The 22,838-nt window shown below is 49.9% G+C and carries 28 protein-coding genes; 20 read left to right on the plus strand and 8 right to left on the minus strand.

Annotated features, from left to right (window positions below):
- The first annotated feature begins 54 nt into the window (after positions 1–54).
- The 16 genes from NBA72_RS18575 (at position 55) to NBA72_RS18650 (ending at position 6,449) form a co-directional block, all read left to right on the plus strand.
- Positions 55–249 (plus strand): antirestriction Ral family protein, encoded by a 195-nt coding sequence (locus tag NBA72_RS18575; RefSeq protein WP_000213981.1) that lies wholly within the window; start codon positions 55–57, stop codon positions 247–249.
- Positions 250–332: 83 nt separating this feature from the next.
- Positions 333–833 carry an HNH endonuclease signature motif containing protein gene (locus tag NBA72_RS18580; protein WP_020838489.1) on the plus strand — a complete coding sequence of 167 codons (501 nt, stop codon included), beginning with the start codon at positions 333–335 and terminating at the stop codon, positions 831–833.
- 229 nt (positions 834–1,062) lie between these two features.
- Positions 1,063–1,221 (plus strand): protease FtsH-inhibitory lysogeny factor CIII, encoded by a 159-nt coding sequence (locus NBA72_RS18585; RefSeq protein WP_000141640.1) that lies wholly within the window; start codon positions 1,063–1,065, stop codon positions 1,219–1,221.
- Complete coding sequence (locus NBA72_RS18590; RefSeq protein ID WP_000156731.1) at positions 1,202–1,390, plus strand: DUF5444 family protein; 189 nt, start codon at positions 1,202–1,204, stop codon at positions 1,388–1,390. Before NBA72_RS18585 ends, NBA72_RS18590 begins: the two co-directional genes overlap by 20 nt.
- Complete coding sequence (locus NBA72_RS18595; protein WP_000902091.1) at positions 1,380–1,523, plus strand: hypothetical protein; 144 nt, start codon at positions 1,380–1,382, stop codon at positions 1,521–1,523. Before NBA72_RS18590 ends, NBA72_RS18595 begins: the two co-directional genes overlap by 11 nt.
- The gene (locus NBA72_RS18600; protein ID WP_016049834.1) at positions 1,520–2,227 is read left to right on the plus strand and encodes a Rad52/Rad22 family DNA repair protein; all 708 of its coding nucleotides are present in this window, start codon (positions 1,520–1,522) and stop codon (positions 2,225–2,227) included. Before NBA72_RS18595 ends, NBA72_RS18600 begins: the two co-directional genes overlap by 4 nt.
- A 330-nt stretch (positions 2,228–2,557) precedes the next feature.
- Positions 2,558–2,851 (plus strand): phage anti-RecBCD protein, encoded by a 294-nt coding sequence (locus NBA72_RS18605; RefSeq protein WP_016049833.1) that lies wholly within the window; start codon positions 2,558–2,560, stop codon positions 2,849–2,851.
- A gap of 10 nt (positions 2,852–2,861) precedes the next feature.
- Positions 2,862–3,032: a DUF2737 family protein gene (locus NBA72_RS18610; RefSeq protein ID WP_001214770.1), complete on the plus strand. Its 171-nt coding sequence runs from the start codon at positions 2,862–2,864 to the stop codon at positions 3,030–3,032.
- Entirely contained in the window at positions 3,029–3,619 is a 591-nt protein-coding gene (locus NBA72_RS18615; protein WP_020838482.1) for a hypothetical protein, read from the plus strand. Before NBA72_RS18610 ends, NBA72_RS18615 begins: the two co-directional genes overlap by 4 nt.
- Positions 3,616–3,849, plus strand: a complete 234-nt coding sequence (locus tag NBA72_RS18620; protein ID WP_020838481.1) for a hypothetical protein — start codon at positions 3,616–3,618, stop codon at positions 3,847–3,849. Before NBA72_RS18615 ends, NBA72_RS18620 begins: the two co-directional genes overlap by 4 nt.
- A 28-nt stretch (positions 3,850–3,877) precedes the next feature.
- Positions 3,878–4,411 (plus strand): hypothetical protein, encoded by a 534-nt coding sequence (locus tag NBA72_RS18625; RefSeq protein WP_079987446.1) that lies wholly within the window; start codon positions 3,878–3,880, stop codon positions 4,409–4,411.
- 1 nt (position 4,412) lies between these two features.
- A complete protein-coding gene (locus NBA72_RS18630) occupies positions 4,413–4,631 on the plus strand; it encodes a DUF4014 family protein (RefSeq protein ID WP_001659056.1) in 219 nt (72 codons plus the stop codon).
- Positions 4,632–4,666: 35 nt separating this feature from the next.
- Complete coding sequence (locus tag NBA72_RS18635; protein WP_000267994.1) at positions 4,667–4,960, plus strand: hypothetical protein; 294 nt, start codon at positions 4,667–4,669, stop codon at positions 4,958–4,960.
- Entirely contained in the window at positions 4,957–5,940 is a 984-nt protein-coding gene (locus NBA72_RS18640; protein ID WP_079987444.1) for a DUF551 domain-containing protein, read from the plus strand. Before NBA72_RS18635 ends, NBA72_RS18640 begins: the two co-directional genes overlap by 4 nt.
- 68 nt (positions 5,941–6,008) lie before the next feature.
- Positions 6,009–6,149, plus strand: coding sequence for a hypothetical protein (locus tag NBA72_RS18645; RefSeq protein ID WP_153246670.1), 141 nt, complete (start codon positions 6,009–6,011; stop codon positions 6,147–6,149).
- A gap of 96 nt (positions 6,150–6,245) precedes the next feature.
- Positions 6,246–6,449, plus strand: a complete 204-nt coding sequence (locus NBA72_RS18650; RefSeq protein WP_001208732.1) for a helix-turn-helix transcriptional regulator — start codon at positions 6,246–6,248, stop codon at positions 6,447–6,449.
- A 261-nt stretch (positions 6,450–6,710) separates the two neighbouring features.
- Here the strand turns inward: NBA72_RS18650 and pgtE are convergent, their stop codons facing one another.
- The 4 genes from pgtE to pgtC all read right to left on the minus strand — a co-directional run bounded on the left by pgtE (position 6,711) and on the right by pgtC (position 12,350).
- Entirely contained in the window at positions 6,711–7,649 is a 939-nt protein-coding gene (pgtE, locus tag NBA72_RS18655) for an omptin family outer membrane protease PgtE (protein WP_042948405.1), read from the minus strand.
- A 267-nt stretch (positions 7,650–7,916) separates the two neighbouring features.
- Positions 7,917–9,164, minus strand: a complete 1,248-nt coding sequence (gene pgtA, locus NBA72_RS18660) for a two-component system response regulator PgtA (protein ID WP_000930843.1) — start codon at positions 9,162–9,164, stop codon at positions 7,917–7,919.
- Complete coding sequence (gene pgtB, locus NBA72_RS18665) at positions 9,154–11,160, minus strand: two-component system sensor histidine kinase PgtB (RefSeq protein ID WP_439005012.1); 2,007 nt, start codon at positions 11,158–11,160, stop codon at positions 9,154–9,156. Before pgtB ends, pgtA begins: the two co-directional genes overlap by 11 nt.
- Positions 11,157–12,350 carry a phosphoglycerate transport regulator PgtC gene (gene pgtC, locus NBA72_RS18670; RefSeq protein WP_000467985.1) on the minus strand — a complete coding sequence of 398 codons (1,194 nt, stop codon included), beginning with the start codon at positions 12,348–12,350 and terminating at the stop codon, positions 11,157–11,159. The genes pgtB and pgtC overlap by 4 nt, the downstream gene beginning before the upstream one ends.
- A 435-nt stretch (positions 12,351–12,785) precedes the next feature.
- On the opposite strand from pgtC, the gene pgtP reads away from it, so the two are divergent.
- Positions 12,786–14,177 (plus strand): phosphoglycerate transporter PgtP, encoded by a 1,392-nt coding sequence (gene pgtP, locus NBA72_RS18675; protein WP_000955739.1) that lies wholly within the window; start codon positions 12,786–12,788, stop codon positions 14,175–14,177.
- A 275-nt stretch (positions 14,178–14,452) separates the two neighbouring features.
- On the opposite strand, the gene NBA72_RS18680 is transcribed toward pgtP, so the two are convergent.
- Positions 14,453–14,695: a YfdY family protein gene (locus NBA72_RS18680; protein WP_000639889.1), complete on the minus strand. Its 243-nt coding sequence runs from the start codon at positions 14,693–14,695 to the stop codon at positions 14,453–14,455.
- Between the two features lie 521 nt (positions 14,696–15,216).
- On the opposite strand from NBA72_RS18680, the gene lpxP reads away from it, so the two are divergent.
- On the plus strand, positions 15,217–16,137 hold the full coding sequence (gene lpxP, locus NBA72_RS18685; RefSeq protein ID WP_042948401.1) for a kdo(2)-lipid IV(A) palmitoleoyltransferase: 921 nt from the start codon (positions 15,217–15,219) through the stop codon (positions 16,135–16,137).
- Between the two features lie 401 nt (positions 16,138–16,538).
- Complete coding sequence (gene ypdK / locus NBA72_RS18690; protein ID WP_010723117.1) at positions 16,539–16,610, plus strand: membrane protein YpdK; 72 nt, start codon at positions 16,539–16,541, stop codon at positions 16,608–16,610.
- Between the two features lie 49 nt (positions 16,611–16,659).
- Here the strand turns inward: ypdK and alaC are convergent, their stop codons facing one another.
- Positions 16,660–17,898, minus strand: a complete 1,239-nt coding sequence (gene alaC, locus NBA72_RS18695) for an alanine transaminase (protein ID WP_000763118.1) — start codon at positions 17,896–17,898, stop codon at positions 16,660–16,662.
- Between the two features lie 723 nt (positions 17,899–18,621).
- Entirely contained in the window at positions 18,622–19,587 is a 966-nt protein-coding gene (gene glk, locus NBA72_RS18700) for a glucokinase (protein WP_000170380.1), read from the minus strand.
- A gap of 203 nt (positions 19,588–19,790) precedes the next feature.
- Here glk and NBA72_RS18705 point away from each other — a divergent pair, with 203 nt between their 5' ends.
- Positions 19,791–21,026 carry an ion channel protein gene (locus tag NBA72_RS18705; RefSeq protein ID WP_000468920.1) on the plus strand — a complete coding sequence of 412 codons (1,236 nt, stop codon included), beginning with the start codon at positions 19,791–19,793 and terminating at the stop codon, positions 21,024–21,026.
- Positions 21,027–21,045: 19 nt separating this feature from the next.
- Here the strand turns inward: NBA72_RS18705 and NBA72_RS18710 are convergent, their stop codons facing one another.
- Positions 21,046–22,698: an alpha-keto acid decarboxylase family protein gene (locus NBA72_RS18710; protein ID WP_042948398.1), complete on the minus strand. Its 1,653-nt coding sequence runs from the start codon at positions 22,696–22,698 to the stop codon at positions 21,046–21,048.
- Positions 22,699–22,838: the final 140 nt, after the last annotated feature.

The following is a 22,838-nucleotide window of genomic DNA, read 5'->3' on the forward strand; positions in this document are numbered from 1 at the left end:
AAGAGTTCGAAGAGCATCCTCAGGATGTGATGGAACAATACCAGGACTACCAATATGACTACGACTATTGATACCAACCAATGGTGTAGTCGCTTTGTGAAATGCAAAGGCTGCAAGCTTGATGCTGAATGCATGGTGAAGCCTGAGGAAATGGCTCTGGTGAGAGAAGATGGAAAGATTGTCGATAAATGGGCAATTAGAACCACGGCAATGATTGCAAGAGAACTGGAAAAACTAAAGGCTACATAGTCGGTCTTCTTTTATCTCACTTCAAATATCTAATCAGGTCGCAATGCGGCCTTTTTTATTGCCAAAATTTAAGGAATAACAACATGAATTCAGCAGATTTATCGAAGATTCTTGAGTATGAGCCTTCTACAGGAGTTTTCCGGTGGAATAAATCTAAAGGAACAGCATTGGCTGGTGATGTCGCTGGTTCTGTCAATCATCACGGTTATCGAGAGATAACAATTGATGGAAAAAAACTACAAGCAAACAGGCTGGCATGGTTATTCGTTACTGGTAGGTTTCCTAATGGCGTAATTGATCACATAAACAGAGTCAGGGATGACAATAGATTCTCTAATCTAAGAGATATTTCAGTTGCTGAAAACAATCTAAACAAATCCATTAGGTTAGATAATAAATCTGGAACACCTGGAGTTAATTGGGATATTAAAAGAGAAAAGTGGAGAGTCACTGGACAGATCAATAGAAAGCAAAAGCATCTTGGGTATTTCAAAAACATTAATGATGCAATAGAGGTCAGAAGGATATTTTGCAGAAAATATCATTTAACAAGTAAAGAATATGCGTATGAAGTTACTGAGTAAGCGTATTTTTGGCAGCGAATAAGCACCTATAGCAGATTTACGAGTCTGCTATGTGAGCAATATCGCTCGTAACCAAGCGAGGACGACGACTCGTTCTGGTTAATCGAAAAATCATCCCTTGATGTTATTTGCCGCTCGCAGTCAGGGCGGCTTTTTTACCAGTATATCAATAGCGCTTCATATCGAGGCGTTTTCGCTATGCCAATAAATAAAAATGGAGAATCCCACGATGACATTTGCTATCGCGGGCGGTGCCGTCATGGGTATCGCACACCTTAATGAATCACTTTTAGAGCGTATCACCAGAAAATTACGGGCCGGATGGAAACGTCTCGGTGAAATTCTTAATCAGCCAGGAGTGCCACGCCATGACCATTACTCCTGTTAATGGAACAATTCTTGTTCAGCAAGGAAACAGGGAGTTCAACAAGCTATATGAGAAAGTATTTCCGGATACAAAACAGGGAATGTCTGATGCGTATACATGGGCTGCCGGAATAGCTCTTGGTTGGGATAAGTGGCAGGACGAAGAATGGGAGGCGCGTCATGTTGCATGATTTTGATGATGAAGAATTTATTGCTCTCAGTTCTCCTGAAATTGAGGAAGAAGTGGAGCAGCAAATTAACTTAGCCGCAGAACGGCAGAATCCGGTTATTAGCTGGGATGAATTTGCAGGGTATTACTCATGAATCTGGATCAGTTAGATGAGCCGTTCGCAGCTGAAGATATCGAATGGCGAATACAGCAAAGTGGTAAAACACGCGATGGCAAAGTGTGGGCTATGGTGCTGGCTTATGTCACAAACAGGGCAATCATGAAACGCCTGGACGATGTTTGCGGCAAAGTAGGATGGCGCAATGAATACCGCGATATTCCCAACAACGGTGGCGTTGAATGCGGCATATCAATCAAGATTGATTCCGAATGGGTAACTAAATGGGATGCTGCTGAAAACACACAGGTAGAAGCCGTCAAAGGTGGTCGCTCCGGCGCAATGAAGCGTGCTGCCGTTCAGTGGGGAATTGGTCGGTATCTGTATAACCTTGAGGAAGGTTTTGCGCAGATATCCAGTGATAAGAAACAAGGATGGCACAGGGCCAAACTGAAGGATGGAACAGGATTTTACTGGCTCCCTCCATCGCTGCCGGACTGGGCCATGCCAGCATCATGCAATCAACCATCACCAGAAAATACCAATCAGAAATCTCCATCGGTTGACTGCGAACAAATCCTGAAAGACTTCAGCGATTATGCAGCAACAGAAACTGACAAGAAAAAGCTAATTGAGAGATATCAGCATGACTGGCAATTATTGGCTGGTCACGATGATGCGCAGACAAAATGCGTTCAGGTAATGAATATCAGAATAAATGAGCTTAAACAGGTGGATTAATGAGAAGATTAAACATAACTCCAGCTGAGATGGAGTCAGTCTGCGGTCGCATGGTAGCTTGCCGTGCAGCAGAACATCTGGGCCTAAACATAAATCAGTTTTATTACATAGCAAAAAAACTGTCATTAAAAACGGCATTCGTTAAGCCAAGATGGAGCGACGACGAAGACAAAAGAATGCAGACGCTTATCTCATCAGGCTATACACAAAGAAATGTAGCAAAAATTCTCGGGCGAAGTGAAGAGTCGGTAAAAAGCAGGCTATCACGTTTACGAAAGAAATAACCCTATACGTACCACATTATTCGTATAACCTACCCTGGAGTAAATTATGCCAGCGCCTTTGTATGGTGCGGATGACCCGCGCCGCTGTTCCGGCAATTCCGTATCGGAGGTGCTGGATAAATTCAGAAAAAACTACGACCTGATAATGTCGCTACCGCAGGAAACGAAAGAGGAAAAGGAATTTCGCCACTGTATATGGCTTGCAGAGAAAGAAGAACGCGAGCGAATTTACCAGACATCCATCCGGCCATTCCGCAAAGCCACTTACACCCAATTCATTGAAATAGACCCGCGCCTTAAAAATTACCGTTCGCGTTACGGCGCTACCAGCAATAACTGAGGAATTCATCATGAGAGGTTTGTCCTACGACCCCGGAATCCTTCCATCGGAAATGATTATTCGACACCGCTTCAAGCCCATTAACGATATTCCACGCGAAGAAATGCTGGCGAGAAAGAGTTTTCCATCAGTGAATGAAAACAAATATCTGAATGCAATGTTGCGGAGTGGGAAGAAATGAAAGAAGTGAAAATATACACGATTGTCAGTGACCAGTTATCACCACCAATAACAGGAGAATCATTCTGTACTGACATGGTGCGTCATAGTGATTATGCGGAGCTTGAGGATAAATACGCGGCGTTGGCGGCGGATAACGATAAAGCAATGGAGTCACTTAAGCAGGCTGATGCAGTTGTTAAGTTGGCACACGAGAAGTTTTCGGCGCTGGCTTCGGAGAATGCGGCTCTGAAAAAATCAGAGGTCGAATTCAACGAATATTGTCGTCGCGAGTGCGAGGACGTTGGCGATACGTGGGTAGACGATTTCACTGAGACCCCGGCGACAGACGCCTTTCTGGCTGAGGTGCGGGCTAGTGCTCGTAACGAGGGCATCAACTATGCCGCCAGCCGCCTCGCTGCCGCATTCAATCACGGATTCCTCGATAAACCTGTATCAGAAGTTCTCGACGTGACACGCATGATTTTGTCGGCAAAAGAGGATTTAGCCAATGACCCACCGCCAGCGGATAACGGTTTGTCAGGTGAATACGCGGAGAAGGCGATAGAAGAATGGGCGGACCAAATTCGCAAAGGAGTGCAGTCATGAGCAACCCATTTTTTATCAAATGCCTCAAAGATACAGAAGGATGGTGGACTGAGGGCGAGATTTACGAAGCCTGCATGGTTGACGGTGGTTTTGTGATGTTTGGTGATGATAACGATCCTAACGAAAAAGAATGGAGCGCAACCCCTGTGGAATATCGTGAAGATGGTTCGATCCTTTATCAGATTGGTGGCATTGAGGGAGAGGTTTTATTCGAGGAGGCAGCCCAATGATCGCACTTAACAAACAGGAGCGTGCAGCATGACAGTGCATACAATTAAGCAATGCCGTCCTGACCAGAAAGAAACCGAGTATTTCTGGAAGTTGTTTCATGCGGCACAACGCAATGACGCTCGCTGGCACGGTAGTGAAAGCAGCATTATTGCTGATGAGCTATCCCGAACGGATTTAGATCGTAACCAAAAACTGTTTCTTCTGCGCGCCTGGCAAGTGCTTGTAGACGACAAAGGTGGATTCGGGCGCTTTATGGGTGCCTTTGATACTTACGTCTACAACATGCAGGACCCGGATGATGACTGCGTAGCGTGGAAGCCAGAACTTAGCAAACTGCTGTGTGACGGGCAATTGTTGGACGTGGTTATCGATGCTTATCAGTCTGCTCGGCAGCGCATAGCAGAACTGGAGGCGCGGACGGTCAACCTACCAAAGCGCAGCGTCGGTGAAGTCATGCACATGAGCGGATTTAGCCGTGATTATGCTGAGGGTTGGTGTGCTGGTAATGACAATGCGATACACGAAATACGCACCGCTGGCATCAAGGTTAAGGGGGAGTGAAATGACAAAAATACTCCGGAAGAATTATCCACGTCAAAGTCGGTTTAAAGAGGCTCTATTTTTCCTTCTCTTTCTTATTTTAATGGTTCCAGTATCACCGATATTCTTCATCTGGTTAGCAGGCGTACAGGCAGAAAAAATAGCCGAGTGGTATAGCTCCATCGTATGGGGGCCATTTAACAAACTGCACAACAAATTAAATCCGTACAGGGAGGACTAACCCATGATCTCTATCACCTGTAAGGGGACGTGGCTATGTGGCGAGGATTAAATCGCGGCGGCAGCCAGATGATTCTGACTTCCTACGAATACGATCCGGAAACTCAAAAATCTCAGTCTGTTTACCTTCTACGGCATCACAGCAAGGTTAAGAAGACCACGCTTGAACAGAAACTGACAGTTAAGAACGACGCCTTCGGGCGGTTTAAGCCTTTCGTTGAACTTGAAGATTTTCCGGAAGGGCTTAGCGAACGCGAAGCAATGCTGAAATTAGCTGACTGGCTGCACCGACTTAGTGTGGCTATCGAAGATAACTGGAGTACACCATGACTATTACCAAAGAACGCCTGCTCAAAATTCAGCATTGGCGCGAAACATATGGAGCTGATAGCAACGTTATGCTGCCGGCAGAAGAGGCGGAGGAGCTGGCGCGTATAGCGCTGGCAGCGCTCGAAGCGGAGAAAGGTGCCGACCCCATTGTGTTCACCGACGAACGAAATCTTCGTCACATTGCCAGGGGGCGAGAAACCTCTTTGATTTGGGGTAAACAAAACCAGGAGGTGGGAGATATCCCGCTCTATCGCCACGCCCAGCCTGTGCCGGTAGACAAAGAATTTATCCCTAAAAATCTGGACAAGGCGTTGGGTGTTGTTGGTGTTGCGTTACCTGAATCAAAGGAAGAGTTTAATTTCCAGATAGAGCGCTGGATACAGCGTCTCATTGACCGTGTTATTCGTTATGCCGACGAATTCAAAGAGCAGCCAGTGCCGGTAGTGCCGGAGGAGTGGACTATTCAGGATGCTGTGAAGTTTTGCAGGGAAACTGGAAGACAAGATGCTGGCTCAGCCATGGAGGCATGGAATGCCTGCCGCACCGCCATGCTCCAGGGTAGCCAACCTGTAAGTAATCGTGATGAGTTGCCATACGCACAGGTTAAGGCAGTCGCTGACCTGTACGCCCTGTGCTGGCAGTCGGGAGAAGTGGTTACTTATACGCCTGACCCAGAAAAGGCGACCATCTGGATAAATAACTACTCGGGAACTTGCGTTCAGGAATACGTGAAGCTTGAACGACTGCAAGAAGCGCTGGCAGGCAACTCTCCGGTAAGTCAGGGTGGTTGGATAAGCTGTAGTGAGCGAATGCCAGATAATGATGAATCTAAACCCATCGCAATTTTTACCGGAAAATGTCTGGGTCAGGGGATGTTCGTTGCTACATACGACGATGATGGGTTCTTTGACTATTGGGAGGGTATGGAAATTATCGGTGTAAGCCACTGGATGCCACTGCCAGCACCACCGCAGCAATAACAAACCTCGCACTCGCGGGGATTTTTTTCATATGAACTCGCTACGGCGGGTTTTGTTTTATGGAGTGAATGATGGTTCTTGTTATCGGTGCCACCTATCTTTGTCGCCGCGGGGATATTGATGACGTGGTTTACGCAGGTATAGCAATTTTCGGATTTATTGAGCTTCTTGTAGAGATTGCTCTTCTCGCTTCAGTATTAGGAAGGTAACCATGGAATCACACAGTCTCACACTCGATGAGGCCTGTGCATTTCTCAAGATATCCCTTCCTTCCAAGTTCGATTCCCAAACCGGAGATAAAACCTATGCGCGAATTACGCGACGACTCACTTGTTGACTTAAAGTTCATGATGGAGGATTCTGGCATGGGTAAAACGTTCATTTACTCAGAAATCAAGAAAGGTAAATTGCCTTCCCCGCACAAAATCGGCAGCGCATCCAGGTGGGTTTATGCCGACTATCAAAACTGGAAACGCAGCCACTTCTCACCCCTTCAAAATGTCTCATGAATTGCCTTTGTGGGCATAAATGCGGGCATAAAATTCTTCACTTCTGTAATTCATCATAAATCCCCTGCACTTACGACATTCATTAGGTGTCTGCAGGGGACACCATTGATACCCAGGACATTCTCTTCTTGCTGCATAACCTTTCGAGCGGTTCCCCTTTCATGTTGCTTTTATTGCCCCTATGCAATATCACCGGACATGCCATACGTTCAGCAAAAAGTCGTCATCGGCCGGTTATGACCGATGACATCCTGATGTGGTCTAGAAGCGGTACTGCAACCCCGCGGTAACCGTATAGTTATTATTAGCTATACCTGCGGCATCGCCACCAAAATACGCCGTATCACCGCTGGTTTTATCTATGATTTGCGTACCGCCCTTACCTTCTTCATATTTACTGTAAGCGAACTCAGCAAAGATTTTTGCATTACTGGTAATATAATATCCGGCGTCAATAGAAGCGCCATAATATCGTGAATTTTCCGTTTTTTCACGGAAGGTAAGTTTGCGCATGTAGTGTTCGTCATTATCATGCGCATTTACCCAGTCGCTGTATTTAAACAGTACATTACACTCAAAGTCATTAATACGATAATCACCCGCCAGCCCGATATAGGGCATTTCAAAACGCTGGCTATAACCTATGCCGCGCACGCCATGAGGAAAATTACCAATATATCGACCATTATCATAAATATAAGACCCGCCTCTTGCCGTCCAGCTAAAACGGGTTTCCTGATAGCCCGCTGTTACGCCCGCCTTGTAGTTATCGCCCTGCAATAACCAACCTTTCACGTTCAAATCGTATTCATTAGCATAGTTGGAGCTGGTGTCCGGATGAATTGAACGATCGGTCCAGCCAGGCTGCTCACTGCTCATCCAGTCATGGTCAACCATATGACCCGATCCCGACGCCAAAGACGTCCAGCCGCGGGCGTCCAGCGTCATGAACGAATAGGGTTCCCATGATAAATCCCCCTGCAACGTGGCGACATTTTTTATTTTCCAGTCCAGTTGACTCAGCTTCCGCCCGGTGTCGGTATCATAAACCAGCTCCCTGGATTTACCATTTAACACACCCACGGAAAGGGATGTCGTGACGCTATCAGGAGAGACGTCCGGAATAAATAAGGTAGACTCCGCATAAACCGACTCAGAAAATACGGCGATCATCATTACTGCAATAGCATGTTTTTTCATTTCTCTTGTCCTCATATTCAGATGTAATCTGGAGAGGTGATGAAGTTTTCATCTTGTCAAATCGTCGGACAAGAGTACATTTATTACGCCAGAGAACTTGACGCATTTTTACCTTATATTGAAGTTAAGAAATAGAATTTGATGCTCAGGTGAATAATAAGCAATCTATAATCATGATGGAATGATTTACCATTACGGTGATGTGACGTTATCTGGCTAACGACATCGTTGCTGTTGTTGTCAGCCAGATTGAAAGTAACTGTAATATCAGAATTTATAATGCTCTTTACTTAGACCATATTTTTTCATGCGCAGATAAAGTTTTTTACGGGGAATTTGCAGGTACTCCGCCACTTCATTAATTCGTCCCTGATGAATATTTAATGCTTCGGTAATAATTTGTCGCTCATACTCTTCAACGCGCCGGTCAAGCGGGGTCGGCTCCTGCAGAAGCAACTGCGGGTTGACCGTTTCCGCCAGCGGCAGCACGCCAACAGCGAAAAGCTCCGCCGCATTAGCCAGTTCACGCACATTGCTTGGCCAGGCGCGTCGCATTATTCCTTTCAGTAATTCCCCCGCTATTTCCGGCACTGGATGATTGAGTCGCAGGCAGGCTTTTCGAAGATAATGGCGAAATAACGGCTCGATATCATCCGGTCGCTGAGAAAGAGACTGGCAGGCGATTTGGGTCATGGCGAAACAGTAGTAAAGCTCGGCCGCAATCTGGTTAGCTGCCGCCTGCTCCACCAGCGAAGCGCTGCCAACGCCCACCAAACGAAAAGGCCGATGCTCCAGGCTTTGTAAACGCGCCAGATGGTGCTGCTGTTCGCGTGTCAGATATTCGGGATGACTCAACACCAGCGTACCTCCTTGCGCCTGGTCGATGAATGTCTCCAACTGCCCGGCATTCTCCGGCGTGAGTTCATAGCGTACAAACGGCCCTTTCGCGTTACGCCCCAGTTGATGGAGATAACGGGCGCCAGTCATACGTCCAGTGCCATGCTCACCGTAAAACCATACGGCAATGTCCGTTTCCGCCAGTTGTTGTAACCGTTGTCGAAACTGATTCATCCACTCGCTGCGCCCAATCAGTTCAACCTGTAACGTCTGCTGGCAATATTGCCGCCGTGCAATGACCGACCGGCGCTGGCGTAGCGCGTCTTCAATTAATATCAACAGCTTGCCCGGATCGACGGGTTTTTGCAGAAAATCCCAGGCGCCCTTTTTCACCGCATCAACCGCCATCGGTACATCGCCATGTCCGGTAATCAATAAGATTGGCAGTTGATCGTCATCCTGATGAAACAGCGTCATAAGATCGATACCGGAACACCCCGGCATACATACATCGCTCAAAACGATCCCCTCCCAATCCGCTTTTACCCACTCTTTGGCCTCGAAAGGATGGGTAAAGCCACGCACGCGGTAGCCTGCCTGCTCAAGCATTTGGGTATAGGCGTCAAGTACATCAACGTCATCATCAATCAGCAAAATAGAACATTCATCATTCAACATCATCGACATCCGTTACCGAGAATTGCAGCACCACGCAAGCGTTACGCGTCAGCGTCGACGCCAGACGCAGGTCGCCCTTCATTTGCGCCATCAGCGACACGCTAATCGACAGCCCAATACCCAACCCGACAGCTTTACTGGTGGTAAACGGCTTGAGTAAAGAGGGCAACAGCGCCACAGGCCAGCCAGGGCCGTTATCTGCAATATAAACCTCCAGCGCCTCTCCCTGCGTCTGCCATGTCACCGCGATCGCCGCATCATGCGAACAGGCGTCAAGCGCATTCGCCAGCACATTCACCAGAACCTGCTGAATACGCACTTCATCGCCGCTAACCCATACGGTGTCGGTTGGCAGTGAAAGCGCTCCCTGCCGGGATTGGTGACGCATGGCTAATAACTCCCATGCCGCCACGAAGGTTTGGCGCAGATCAACGGGATACAATGGCGTTTCCAGCTCCGCCCGGCGGGTAAACTGCCGCAGCGAACGGATAATGGCGTCAATCCGGTTAATGAGCCCTTCCGCTTTGGTGAGCGTATTTCTCGCCTGTCCGCTCTGACCTTCTTCAATCGCGCGTCCCGCCGTAAATAAATACATTGAAAGCGCATTCAGCGGCTGGTTAATTTCATGCGCCAGCGTGGTCATGGTCTGGCCGACTACCGCCAGTTTCGCCGTCTGAATCAACTCATCCTGCATGGCGCGCAGGTCGGCTTCTATCTCTTTGCGTTCGGCGACCTCTTGTTCAAGCTGCCTGCGTTGCATATTGAGCTGGCCCAGCGTATGACGTAGCAAACGGGCTATCCGTCCTAGCTCATCGCGCCCGTAAACCGGGATAGTCGAGTCGGTTCTCCCCAGCCCTATCTGTACCACAGCCTGATTAAGCGCGGTAAAACGCTTCACCAGTCGGGAACGGATAAAATAGTGGTTGAGTCCCCAGGCCAGTAGCAACGCCAGGAGCGTCGCCACTAAAATAAGCCCGCCGCTAACGCGAACAATCTGTTCCAGGCGTTGATTGAACGTCTGCATTTGCTGGTGACTACTACCTAACTGCGCCTCAAGCAGCGTGCGAAAGCGCCCTAGCGTAGCCTCTCTGGCGCGGCTGGCGTCCAGTAAGGCTTTTTGCGCCGCAACATAATCGCGCATGGTATCGGGCATCTTATTTTTTACCATCCCGATTTCCAATAGTTCGTCGATGGTTTGCCGCAGCGTGATCGTACTGGGCCAGTCATCGAGCGCACGAATATTCTCATCCGCCGTTTTTTTTAGGTTTTCCAGATAGCGAATATGGGTCTCCACCAGCATCCCGTCATTATTGCCAGACTTGAGCTCATTCAATCTGTCGCGCAGGTCGTCAACAATCTGATTTTCAATTCGCGCCAGGGTATATACCTGCTGCTGCTCGTTCTGCACCTCGCGCGAACGTTGCAAGTACTGCGCCGCGTCGCCCTGATTCGCCTCAATTTGATCGAGTAGCGTCCCCTGCTGCCAGGTAAAATCCTGTACCAGCGAATTTAGCTCCGTGGTGAAATCATCATGGAGCCAGTCAATGCGAGCGGAAAGCTCGCTGACTTTCTCCCGCACCAAAAACATGTTGTAGAGGGCGTTGTCCAGCTCCGCCAGCAAGGTCCGGCTATCCTGTAAAATGACGGCCAGTTGCCGGCGCTCAGCAAGCTGAAGCCCCTGACTGAGACGCTCAATCTTATCCAGATGCTGAATAATCTGCGTACGTAACTGCAAACGTACCGTCGTGTTCGGCGCCAGCAAAAATTCATTGAGTTGATCCACGGCCAGATTCAGGTTCCCCTCAATTAAAAAAGCGGAGTGGATGCGAGGAAAATATTCATCAAGCGAATAGCGAACCTGCGAACTTTGCTCATGCCAGGAATAAAGGCTGACCATACTGACAATCAGCGTCAGTAATGCGCCCGTTAAAAATGCGCCCCGTAAACTGTTGCTGATACTGAGCTGACGAAGCCGTTGCAATAATCTCCCCTTCATTTCAGCTCTTCCAGTTTGTGAATCGCCAGCCGCTGATTGTTCAGAAACCAGATCTGCCACTCCATCATTTTTTGTTCGGCAAAGCTTTTATTATCAAACTGCGCCAGCCAGGTTTCATCTTCGCTGCTTGCCGCATCCACCGGGACGCTGGTCAATAAAGCTCTGATTTCAGGTAAGGGGCGTTTAAGCCGCGTTTCTGCGCTGTGCAACGCTCGCCATGCATCTTTAAGCTGCGCAAGTCGAAAACTGATCGCGGTATCAAACATGCGTTGTACCAGTTGCTGACGCTTCAGGATCAGACGATAGTTCAACGGCGGCTGGGCCATCAAACGCTGTTGTTGCGCGGCGCGAGGATTATCGGCGCTAAGCGGTGCGACGGGATACTTACCGGTATTCGCGTCAGCCAGTATCCTTTGCCCTTTCGGACTTAATAAGTAATGAATAAAAGCACGCGCTTCGTCTGCATGACGGCTGTTTTTCAACACCGCGACGTAAGTGGGCGACACCGCAGAATACGGGAAATAGGTAAAAGTAAGATTAGGATCGTTAAGTAGCAAATTAGCATAGTTATCAATGACCGGCCCGGCAACGCCAAGCCCGCTTTTGATTTTATCCGCTACGCCGAAACTGCGAGAGGAAATCGTGACCAGATTACCCGAGATTGCCAGCAGCGTCGCCCACCCTGCCGTCCAGCCTTTTTGCTGCAACAGCGACTCCACCATCAAATGATTGGTGTCTGAGCGTGACGGACTGCTCATTAATAGAGCGCCCTGGTAACTGGGCAGGCCCATATCCTGCCAGTCGGCAGGCGGCGGAAGATGGCGCGCAGCGAGCGCTGAACGATTGATCAATAGCCCAAATCCGGATACCGCTACCGCCACTGAAGTTGAGCGGATAGAACGCGGCACCAGCTTCTGGCTGGCGGCAGGCGCGCTATCTAATAGCGCCAGCTTTTGGTGCTCCTGAAGGTGTTGCAACAGCATGGGGGATGACGTCAGGATCAGATCGACATTTTCCGCATTCGCCGTATCAAGTAATTGCTCTAAAGAACCGCTGGTACGGTTGAGCGTACGAATCATGACGGAACCCGGCTCCGTCTGCCAGCGCTGGATAATCCAGGCGGTCGCGCTGGGTGAAAAGGTCGTTGCCATCACCAGCTCGCGGCTGTACGCCTGGCAAGAACCGAACATCGCCGCCAGCCATAGCGTAAAAGCGCCCACTCTGGCGAAACGACCACAGCATGAGAAAAGTCGATTTGTGATCCCGTTCATAAATATCGATATCACATAAAGAAAATATTGAGACAAAACTTACCCTTTTATTTCTGTTGGCATCCAGAACAGCGTTATTTGAATAATAACGGGTCCGTCGCTCGAAAACATCAATAAAGCGTATCAGATTACTGGCAGCAAATTTGTTAATATCCGCACATGCTAACGATAAAACGGCCATGCCAATAATTAAAGTTTCACCACACCCTTCAGGATGGGTCAAAAATAACCTTTAAATTCACCCAATTGAGTCAATTTTGACACATTTCTTCGACTTGAATTTTATTGTCACTCCTTTCACTCTACCGACAAAACCTCCTGATGTTCATCTCACTATTAAATACAGGTGACTCCATGTTAACAATATTAAAAACAGGGCAATCGGCGCATAAAGTCCCACCGGAAAAAGTCCAGGCTACGTATGGTCGATATCGTATACAGGCATTGTTAAGCGTATTTCTGGGATATCTCGCTTACTATATAGTCAGAAACAACTTCACATTATCGACGCCTTATTTAAAAGAGCAATTGGATCTCAGCGCTACGCAAATCGGCCTGCTGAGTAGCTGTATGCTTATTGCTTACGGAATCAGTAAAGGCGTAATGAGCAGTCTGGCGGATAAAGCCAGCCCAAAAGTCTTCATGGCGTGCGGTCTGGTACTCTGCGCGATTGTTAACGTTGGGCTGGGATTCAGTAGCGCATTCTGGATATTTGCCGCTCTGGTGGTCTTCAATGGCCTTTTTCAGGGCATGGGCGTCGGCCCCTCGTTTATTACTATTGCAAACTGGTTCCCTCGTCGGGAACGCGGACGCGTAGGCGCCTTCTGGAATATCTCGCATAACGTTGGCGGCGGGATCGTCGCGCCTATCGTCGGTGCGGCTTTTGCGATATTGGGCAACGAACACTGGCAAAGCGCCAGTTATATCGTTCCGGCCTGCGTCGCCGTCATTTTTGCCTTAATTGTTCTGGTCTTGGGAAAAGGTTCGCCACGCGAAGAAGGTCTTCCCTCCCTGGAACAGATGATGCCGGAAGAAAAAGTCGTACTGAAAACGAAGAATACGGCAAAAGCGCCGGAAAATATGAGCGCATGGCAAATCTTCTGTACTTATGTGCTGCGCAATAAAAATGCCTGGTATATTTCGCTGGTGGATGTCTTCGTCTATATGGTGCGGTTTGGCATGATTAGCTGGTTGCCTATCTATCTGTTGACAGTAAAACACTTTTCAAAAGAACAGATGAGCGTCGCGTTTCTCTTTTTCGAGTGGGCGGCGATTCCCTCCACGCTACTGGCAGGCTGGCTGTCAGATAAACTGTTTAAGGGCCGCAGAATGCCGTTAGCCATGATTTGCATGGCGCTGATTTTTGTCTGTCTGATCGGATACTGGAAAAGTGAATCTTTGCTGATGGTAACGATTTTCGCCGCCATTGTAGGTTGTCTGATTTACGTCCCGCAGTTCCTCGCGTCCGTACAGACAATGGAGATAGTCCCCAGCTTTGCCGTAGGTTCCGCCGTCGGTTTACGTGGGTTCATGAGCTATATTTTCGGCGCCTCGTTGGGCACCAGCCTGTTTGGCGTCATGGTGGATAAACTGGGCTGGTACGGCGGATTTTATCTTCTGATGGGCGGTATTGTGTGCTGCATTCTATTCTGTTACCTCTCCCATCGCGGCGCGCTGGAACTAGAACGTCAGCGCCAGAATGCGTTACATAATCAGGACTCGCTGCAGCTTGCGGACGCGCAATAAACGATTAGCCTTCCCGGGGAACAGAAGCGCCGACATTGTCGGCGCTATCTATTCGCTGACATCGTATATACCCAAAATAATTCGAGTTGCTTAAAGGCGGCAAGGGAGTGAGTCCCCAGGAGCATAGATAACGATGTGACTGGGGTGAGCGACAAATCTGCCGGGAGCAGATTTGAACGTCGCGTGCGACGGCCCGTCAGAGCGAGGCCCATCGATGGGCCGAGTAATCCATAGCCAACACATCAGCAACTTGAAGTATGAAGGGTATGTACTGACTAACGCTTACCGTAACCCACCATAAAGCGAATAATTAACCCACATGCCGGTGCGAGAAAAAGCAATAATCCGCTAACGATGTCATCGCCATCCTGCAGCCATACATTGAGTAAATAAATCAGCGCGGCAAGGATAACCATTCCCGTAAAAGAAGAAACCGCAGAAAAAGCCCCCATCACCTGACCGATATAGCCACTCACGGCAAGTATACTTATTGCAAGAAATGTCCATAAATAGATCATCTATAATACCTCCTGTCTATGGCAAGGCTTCCATATAGCCTTACGGTCCCTCTCACTTCTCCTTTAAGATAAACCTTATCAGCACGTCATTTCCATAACATTTATCTCACATTTTATTTTTCTAATCATTTTTCAATGACCTTCGTCTGAAATAAAATTATTACTGTAAAAACAATGCATTAAAAATAATGATTAGCTTATTTTTGCTACGGAAGAAATATTTACGCTTCTTGATAAAGAATTTCTGGGCGCGAGTAAATAACTGGTGGTACATTAGCCTGCCTGGCGTTCATGCCCTCGTGGTTTAGTACTGACTTAGTTTTACACTCCTTACGGGAACCATTGTCGTACATGATGGCCTAACTATACGTAAATCATTCAAGTTACCCTGATGAGCTTACTCAAGTAAGTGCTTCGGATAAGCGAACGCAACTTGAAGGATGATGCGTATTTCAGAGTGTACCGCTGCGGATAATGACTCTTCTGCGATACATTATTTTCGTATCTACAGAAGGTATTTTATGTTTCCTCAAAGCAAATTTTCACGCGCGTTTTTGCACCCGCGCTACTGGCTGACGTGGTTTGGCGTTGGCGTCCTCTGGTTACTGGTGCAGCTTCCCTACCCGGTTTTGCGTTTTTTGGGCACCCGCACCGGTAAGCTGGCGCGCCCCTTCCTGAAGCGACGTGAGTCGATCGCTCAGAAAAATATTGAGCTCTGTTTTCCGACCCTCTCCCGGGAAGAAAGGGAAAAACTGATCGCCGAGAATTTCCACTCTCTTGGCATGGCGCTGCTTGAAACGGGCATGGCCTGGTTCTGGCCTGATAGCCGGGTTCGCAAATGGTTTGATGTGGACGGGCTGGACAACCTTACCCGTGTGCAGGCGCAAAATCGCGGTGTAATGGTCGTTGGCGTGCATTTTATGTCGCTGGAATTGGGAGGCCGTGTAATGGGTCTCTGCCAGCCGATGATGGCGACCTATCGTCCGCATAACAATCCGCTCATGGAGTGGGTGCAGACGCGCGGTCGTATGCGCTCAAATAAAGCGATGATCGGCAGAAACAATCTGCGCGGCATTGTGGGCGCGCTAAAAAAAGGGGAAGCCGTTTGGTTTGCTCCCGACCAGGACTACGGCCCTAAAGGCAGCTCCTTTGCGCCATTTTTCGCGGTTGAAAACGTCGCCACCACCAACGGCACCTATGTACTGTCCAGGCTGTCTGGCGCCGCCATGTTGACCGTTACAATGGTAAGGAAATCCGATAACTCGGGTTATCGTCTGTATATTACCCCTGAAATGGAAGGTTACCCGGCAGATGAAAATCAAGCCGCTGCCTATATGAATAAAATTATTGAGAAAGAGATCATGCGCGCCCCGGAGCAATATCTCTGGATTCATCGCCGTTTCAAGACTCGCCCGTTGGGGGAAGCGTCACTCTACATCTGAAAAAGGCCGCAAGGCCTTTTATTTTGTCATTTCGCATTGCCATAATATTCATATCGTAAATTACTCATTCCTGCTTTCAGCGATAAGTCTCCTGTTTACAGGCGATTTTTACTGTGTCAGCGGCGTCGCTCAATAGCGATTCATCACTGTCAGAAATTAAACTGTCGCCGATTCCCGACACTTGTAAGTTACTAAAAGTAAATAAGAAAATGCCTCTTGTTTCACCTCATTTTTAGGCGTACATTAGCGCCGTCTGGAGCGATGACGCGCAGAATTCTGAGGTGATGCAGGCGGTCGAAACACGAATAATTCTCAATTTCGTGTTGTCCGGCATCAACTCTCTATAATCAGGTAAGTGTAAGTTCATTTAGGCGTACGACAGGTACGCGGAGAGATGAAACGTGAAATATTTCTTTATGGGCATTTCATTTATGGTCATCGTTTGGGCCGGTACTTTCGCCCTGATGATTTAAAAGTACAATGCAAAGAAAAACAGGAGCCATGGGGCTCCTGTTTGCTTTTCTACTCCGTGCTCGCTTCAACGGGTTTTGGATGTGACGGCAGCACGCCATCGGCGCGGAACATCGCTTTAATCCCTCTAACGGCCTGGCGAATGCGGTCGCGATTCTCTATTAATGCAAAGCGTACATGGGTGTCGCCATAGTCACCAAAGCCTATCCCTGGAGAAACGCAAACCTTCGCCTCATTCAGCAGCTTCTTGGCAAACTCAAGCGATCCCATCGCCGCATATTGCTCCGGGATTTTCGCCCAGACGTACATTGAGGCTTTCGGCATTTCAACCATCCAGCCCGCCTCATGCAACCCCTTCACCAGCACATCGCGACGACGTTTATACTGCTCGGCGATATCGCGCACGCACTGCTGATCGCCTTCCAGAGCGGCGATAGCCGCCACCTGAAGCGGGGTAAAGGTGCCATAATCGTGATAACTTTTAATGCGCGCCAGCGCGCTGACCAAGGTTTTATTGCCCACCATAAACCCAATACGCCAGCCCGCCATATTATAGCTTTTCGACAGTGTGAAAAATTCGACCGCCACGTCGCGCGCGCCGGGCACCTGCATAATGGATGGCGCTTTCCAGCCGTCGTACACGATATCGGCATACGCCAGATCGTGCACCACCAGCACATCATAACGTTTAGCCAGAGCGACCACTTTTTCAAAAAATTCCAGTTCGACGCACTGGGCCGTAGGGTTAGATGGAAAACCCAAAATCATCATTTTCGGTTTCGGATAACTTTCGCGAATAGCACGCTCCAGCTCGTTGAAGAAATCCACCCCCTCTACCAATGGAACCGAACGCACCTGCGCCCCGGCGATAACGGCGCCATAGATATGAATTGGGTAACTGGGGTTCGGCACCAGAACCGTATCGCCATGATCCAGCGTCGCCAGCATTAAATGCGCCAGCCCCTCTTTGGAACCGATGGTCACAATCGCTTCGGTTTCCGGATCGATATCGACATCATAACGTTCCTGATACCAGTGAGAAATCGCGCGGCGTAAACGCGGTATGCCGCGGGACGTGGAATAACCGTGCGTATCCGGACGCTGCGCGACGGTGCAAAGTTTTTCGACAATGTGGGGAGGGGTTGCGCCATCAGGATTACCCATACTGAAATCAATAATATCTTCGCCGCGCCGACGCGCAGCCATTTTGAGTTCAGCGGTGATGTTAAAAACATAGGGCGGAAGGCGATCGATACGCGTAAAGCGACGTTCAGGGCGGAAGTCAGCCATAATATCCTCAGATTAACGTTAGCGCCCGGACCGTCCGAGCGACGCTGCCACGATGGTGGCTCCTTTAGAAAATAGCCTGAAAATTTTCTTCCTGTCGAGAGGCTAATGAAAATATTTTTTAGCGACGAAAAAAGAGGAACAAGCGTAAAAATTTACCTTTTAAGCATGTCAGTTATAGCATCAAACAAATCATATTATTAACAACTTGATATCATTGAATTTACCTAATGTGATACAGCCGACGATAATTTCCTGTCAATAAACCTTATCTCAAATAATCCCCTTTTGATTTTGTGGTTTTTCCTCTTTAATCAAAACCCTTACTAACGCTAATGGTATTCAATCATGTCATATTGCGGTGTTTTTCAGGGACATTTCCCCGAAAATGAGGATCCTTTCCAGCAAGATGCCGCGATAAAACCGTAAATAAGGCAGCGAACCGGATACGTATAGTAAAATAAATCCCTGTTTTCGCCTGACTAACCGCCATGACGTGATGACTCAACGCGCTGGTGTTTGATCTTTCGCTCAGCAAGAGTAAAGTGAAATAATTCAGACAGTTGAAGCATTCATGCACAGGAAAGGCAATGAAAAAAAACCGCGTGAGACACGCGGTTTGAGACTGACAAGAGAATGTTTAATTGCCTGATGACGCTGCGCTCATCAGGCCTACAGATGACACACTTTTGTAGGCCGGATAAGGCGTTTATGCCACCATCTGGCTTATAGAATATGACCTAATGTCTGGCGCAGATGCGCGCCGGAACCTAACAAGCCAGGGTTATCATGGACAATCAGATAGACCGGAATACCGTGTACATAATCTTTAAAGCGGCCTTTATCTTCAAAGCCACCACGGAAGCCGGACGCTTTAAAAAATTCCAGGAAGCGCGGGACAATACCGCCAGCGATATAAACGCCGCCAAATGTCCCCATGGTTAACGCCAGGTCGCCGCCAAATCGCCCCATGATGACGCAAAAGAGCGACAACGCGCGGCGACAATCGATACAGCTATCCGCCAGGGCGCGTTCGGTAATATCTTTCGGGCGCAGATTTTCCGGCAAACGGTTGTCGGACTTAACAATCGCCCGGTAAAGATTCACCAGCCCCGGGCCAGACAGCACGCGCTCGGCGGAAACGTGGCCAATTTCGGCGCGCAATATTTCCAGAATCATAGCTTCTTCTTCGCTATTAGGCGCAAAATCGACATGCCCGCCTTCGCCCGGAAGGCTAATCCAACGCTTATCCACATGCACCAGATGCGCCACGCCCAAGCCGGTTCCCGCGCCATACACCGCAATAGGTTTGCCGTCTACCGGTTCGCCGCCGCCGAACTGAATTAAATGCTCTTTTTTCAGCATCGGGATCGCCATCGACACGGCGGTGAAATCGTTGATGATTTCCAGATGGCTAAAGCCGAGATTTTTTTTCATTTCCGCAATAGAAAAAGCCCAGGTATGGTTAGTCATCGCTACCCAGTCACCGGTAATCGGGCAGGCTATGGCGATACAACCATCTTCCACGCTGACGCTATGCTCATCGAGATAAACGCGCACCACGGCCTCAAGACTGGGATAATCCAGGCCGGAATACGTTTTGGCCTGCGAGATTTCTCCACTGGCGATATCACACAGGGCAAGACGCGCATTCGTGCCGCCTACATCTCCTACTAAAGCATACTTTGTCATTCTTCTACTGCTCCGCTAAAGTCAAAATAAGTCTTTGTCACACTGTAAATTCATGGGGGCATAACAACAACGGCCATCAGGCTGACTGCCTATAAATATAGATCTTCATCACAGAATTACTTTCTTGTTTCAGCACCAATTGCAGCAATGCCGTCGGGCAGGCTGTGCAAAATAGGTATACGACCCCGTGTAAGGAAGAGATTATGTTCCACCCGCGTGCCCGAACGATGCTGCTGCTGTCGCTCCCCGCGCTGATTATTGGCGTAGCGTCAAGCCTGGTTTTAATCGCGGCGATGAAAGTCGCGTCGGTTTTTCAGCAATTTCTTTGGCAACGACTGCCCACCAGCATCGGCATCGCTTATGATTCGCCGTTCTGGATAGTGGGTATGCTCACGCTAACCGGGATCGTGGTGGGTTTGATTATCCGTTACAGTCCCGGACACGCTGGCCCCGATCCGGCCATCGAACCGTTAATCAGTATGCCGGTCTCGCCATCTGCGCTGCCCGGGCTGCTTCTCGCCTTAATCATCGGCCTTGCTGGTGGGGTAAGTTTGGGGCCAGAGCATCCGATAATGACAATAAATATCGCGCTGGCGGCGGCTTTCGGCTCCCGCCTGTTTCCGCGTATCACGGCGTTAGACTGGACGATTCTGGCCTCAGCGGGCACCATCGGCGCGCTGTTCGGCACGCCCGTCGCCGCAGCGCTGATTTTTTCGCAAACGCTTAGCGGCTCTAACGATATTCCCATGTGGGATCGCCTGTTTGCGCCGTTAATGGCGGCAGCGGCGGGGTCACTCACCACCAGCCTGTTCTTTCATCCGCATTTTTCGTTACCCATCGCCCATTACACGCAGATGCGGCTGGTGGACATTGCCAGCGGAGCGATCGTCGCGGCAATCGCCATTGCCGCCGGGATGGTCGCCGTCTGGTGCCTTCCGCGTCTGCATGAGTTGCTGCACCGACTGAAAAATCCGGTCCTGATTCTCGGCATTGGCGGTTTTATACTGGGTATTCTGGGCGTCATTGGCGGGCCGCTTACCCTGTTTAAAGGCCTGGACGAAATGCAACAAATGGCGTTTAGCCAGACGTTGGGCGCGGGAGATTATTTTACCTTAGCCGTCGTCAAACTCGCCGCGCTGGTCATCGCGGCGGCGAGCGGCTTTCGCGGCGGGCGCATTTTTCCGGCTGTGTTTATCGGCGCGGCGCTGGGGCTCATGCTCCATGCCCATGTTGAGGCCGTACCCGCGGCGATTACCGTCTCCTGCGCGATTCTTGGCTTAGTGCTGGTAGTGACGCGCGACGGCTGGCTCAGTCTGTTTATGGCGGCAGTCGTCGTACCGGATACCAATCTGCTGCCGCTGCTCTGCATTGTGATGCTCCCCGCCTGGCTATTGCTGGCGGGAAAACCGTTGCTGGCCGCCAACCGTCACGAACCCTAATCCGGCGCAGCGGGGGCCATTATCCCCCGTTGCGGGCTTCCAGCGCCCGGGTCACGGTACGCAGTAATTCCGGCAGATCGGCTTTTGGCAACATCACTTCAATAAATGACAGACGTTGTGGGCGCGCCAACCGTTCGAGGACCTCTGCCAGTTGGATAGCCTGCGTCACCCGCCAGCACTCCGCCTGTTGCGCCGCGTTTAGCGCCGGTGGTATCTGCGTCCAGTTCCAGCTCGCGATGTCGTTATACCGCTGGGCCGCGCCGTGAATGGCGCGCTCTACGGTATAGCCGTCATTGTTGAGCAGCAGGATGACCGGCGCCTGCCCGTCGCGTAACATCGAGCCCATCTCCTGAATCGTGAGCTGCGCCGCGCCATCGCCAATAATCAGAATTACCCGCCGATCGGGGCAGGCGGTTTGCGCGCCAAACGCGGCGGGCAAGGAATAGCCGATAGACCCCCACAGCGGCTGAACCACAACTTCCGCGCCGTCAGGAAGCGACAGCGCGGCAGCGCCAAAGGCGGCGGTCCCCTGGTCGACAAGGACAATATCGCCCGGTTTGAGATACTGCTGTAAGGTTTGCCAGAAGCTTTCCTGGGTCAGTTCTCCCTTATCAATCCGCACTGGCTGTCCGGCGGAACGCGTCGGCGGCGGCGCAAAAGCGCATTCAAGGCACAGTTCGCGCAGCGTAGACACCACCTGCGCCATCGGGAGGTTGAACCAGGTTTCGCCGATGCGCGACGCGTAAGGCTGAATCTCCAGCGTGCGTTCCGCCGGCAATTGTTGAGTAAATCCGGCCGTAAGGGTATCGACAAAACGGGTGCCGACGCAGATAACCCTATCGGCGTCCTCTATGGCCTGACGCACTTCTTTGCTGCTGGCGCCTGCGCTATAGGTGCCAACGAAGTTCGGGTGCTGTTCATCAAAAAGCCCCTTCCCCATCAGTAGTGTCGCATGAGCGATGGGCGTTTCCGCCATCCAGCGCTGCAACAGTGGTCGTAAACCAAAACGCCCGGCAAGAAAGTCGGCCAAGAGCGCAATGCGCCGACTGTTCATCAGGCACTGACGGGCGTGGTAACGAAAAGCCGTCTCCACGCCGCTTTGCGCTTCATGCACGGGCAACGCCAGCGCCTGCGTAGGCGGGATGGCCGTTTTTTTCGCCACGTCGGCGGGCAACATGATGTATCCTGGCCTGCGTGCGGCAAACATTTCACCCAATACGCGGTCAATCTCGAAGCAGGCGTTCTGTTCATCCAATATTGCGCTGGCAGCGGATATCGCCTGACTCATGCGATAAAAATGACGAAAATCGCCGTCACCGAGGGTATGGTGCATCAATTCGCCACGCTGCTGCGCAGCGCTACAGGGCGCGCCGACGATATGCAAGACCGGGACATATTCCGCGTAACTGCCCGCGATACCGTTAATAGCGCTAAGTTCTCCCACGCCAAAGGTGGTGAGTAGCGCTCCAGCGCCCGACATGCGCGCATAACCGTCCGCGGCATAAGCGGCGTTCAGCTCATTGGCGCATCCCACCCAACGCAAGGTCGGGTGGTCAATCACATGGTCGAGAAACTGCAAGTTATAATCGCCCGGTACGCCAAAAAGATGGCCAATGCCGCATCCTGCCAGTCTGTCCAGCAAATAGTCGGCCACGGTATAGGGGTTTTGCATGACAGCTTTCCTTCTGACGTTGACATTATGTTGAGTATTAAGGAATGGCGATGGCTGTCCAGCACGACGGGGATGAAAGCCTGGAAAACAATGTTTACAGCGACGAACAGTAAAAGCCGGATACCGCCTGGCGAGTGTAA

The organism is Salmonella sp. NW1250 (genome assembly GCF_051812965.1).
Taxonomy (GTDB): domain Bacteria; phylum Pseudomonadota; class Gammaproteobacteria; order Enterobacterales; family Enterobacteriaceae; genus Salmonella; species Salmonella enterica.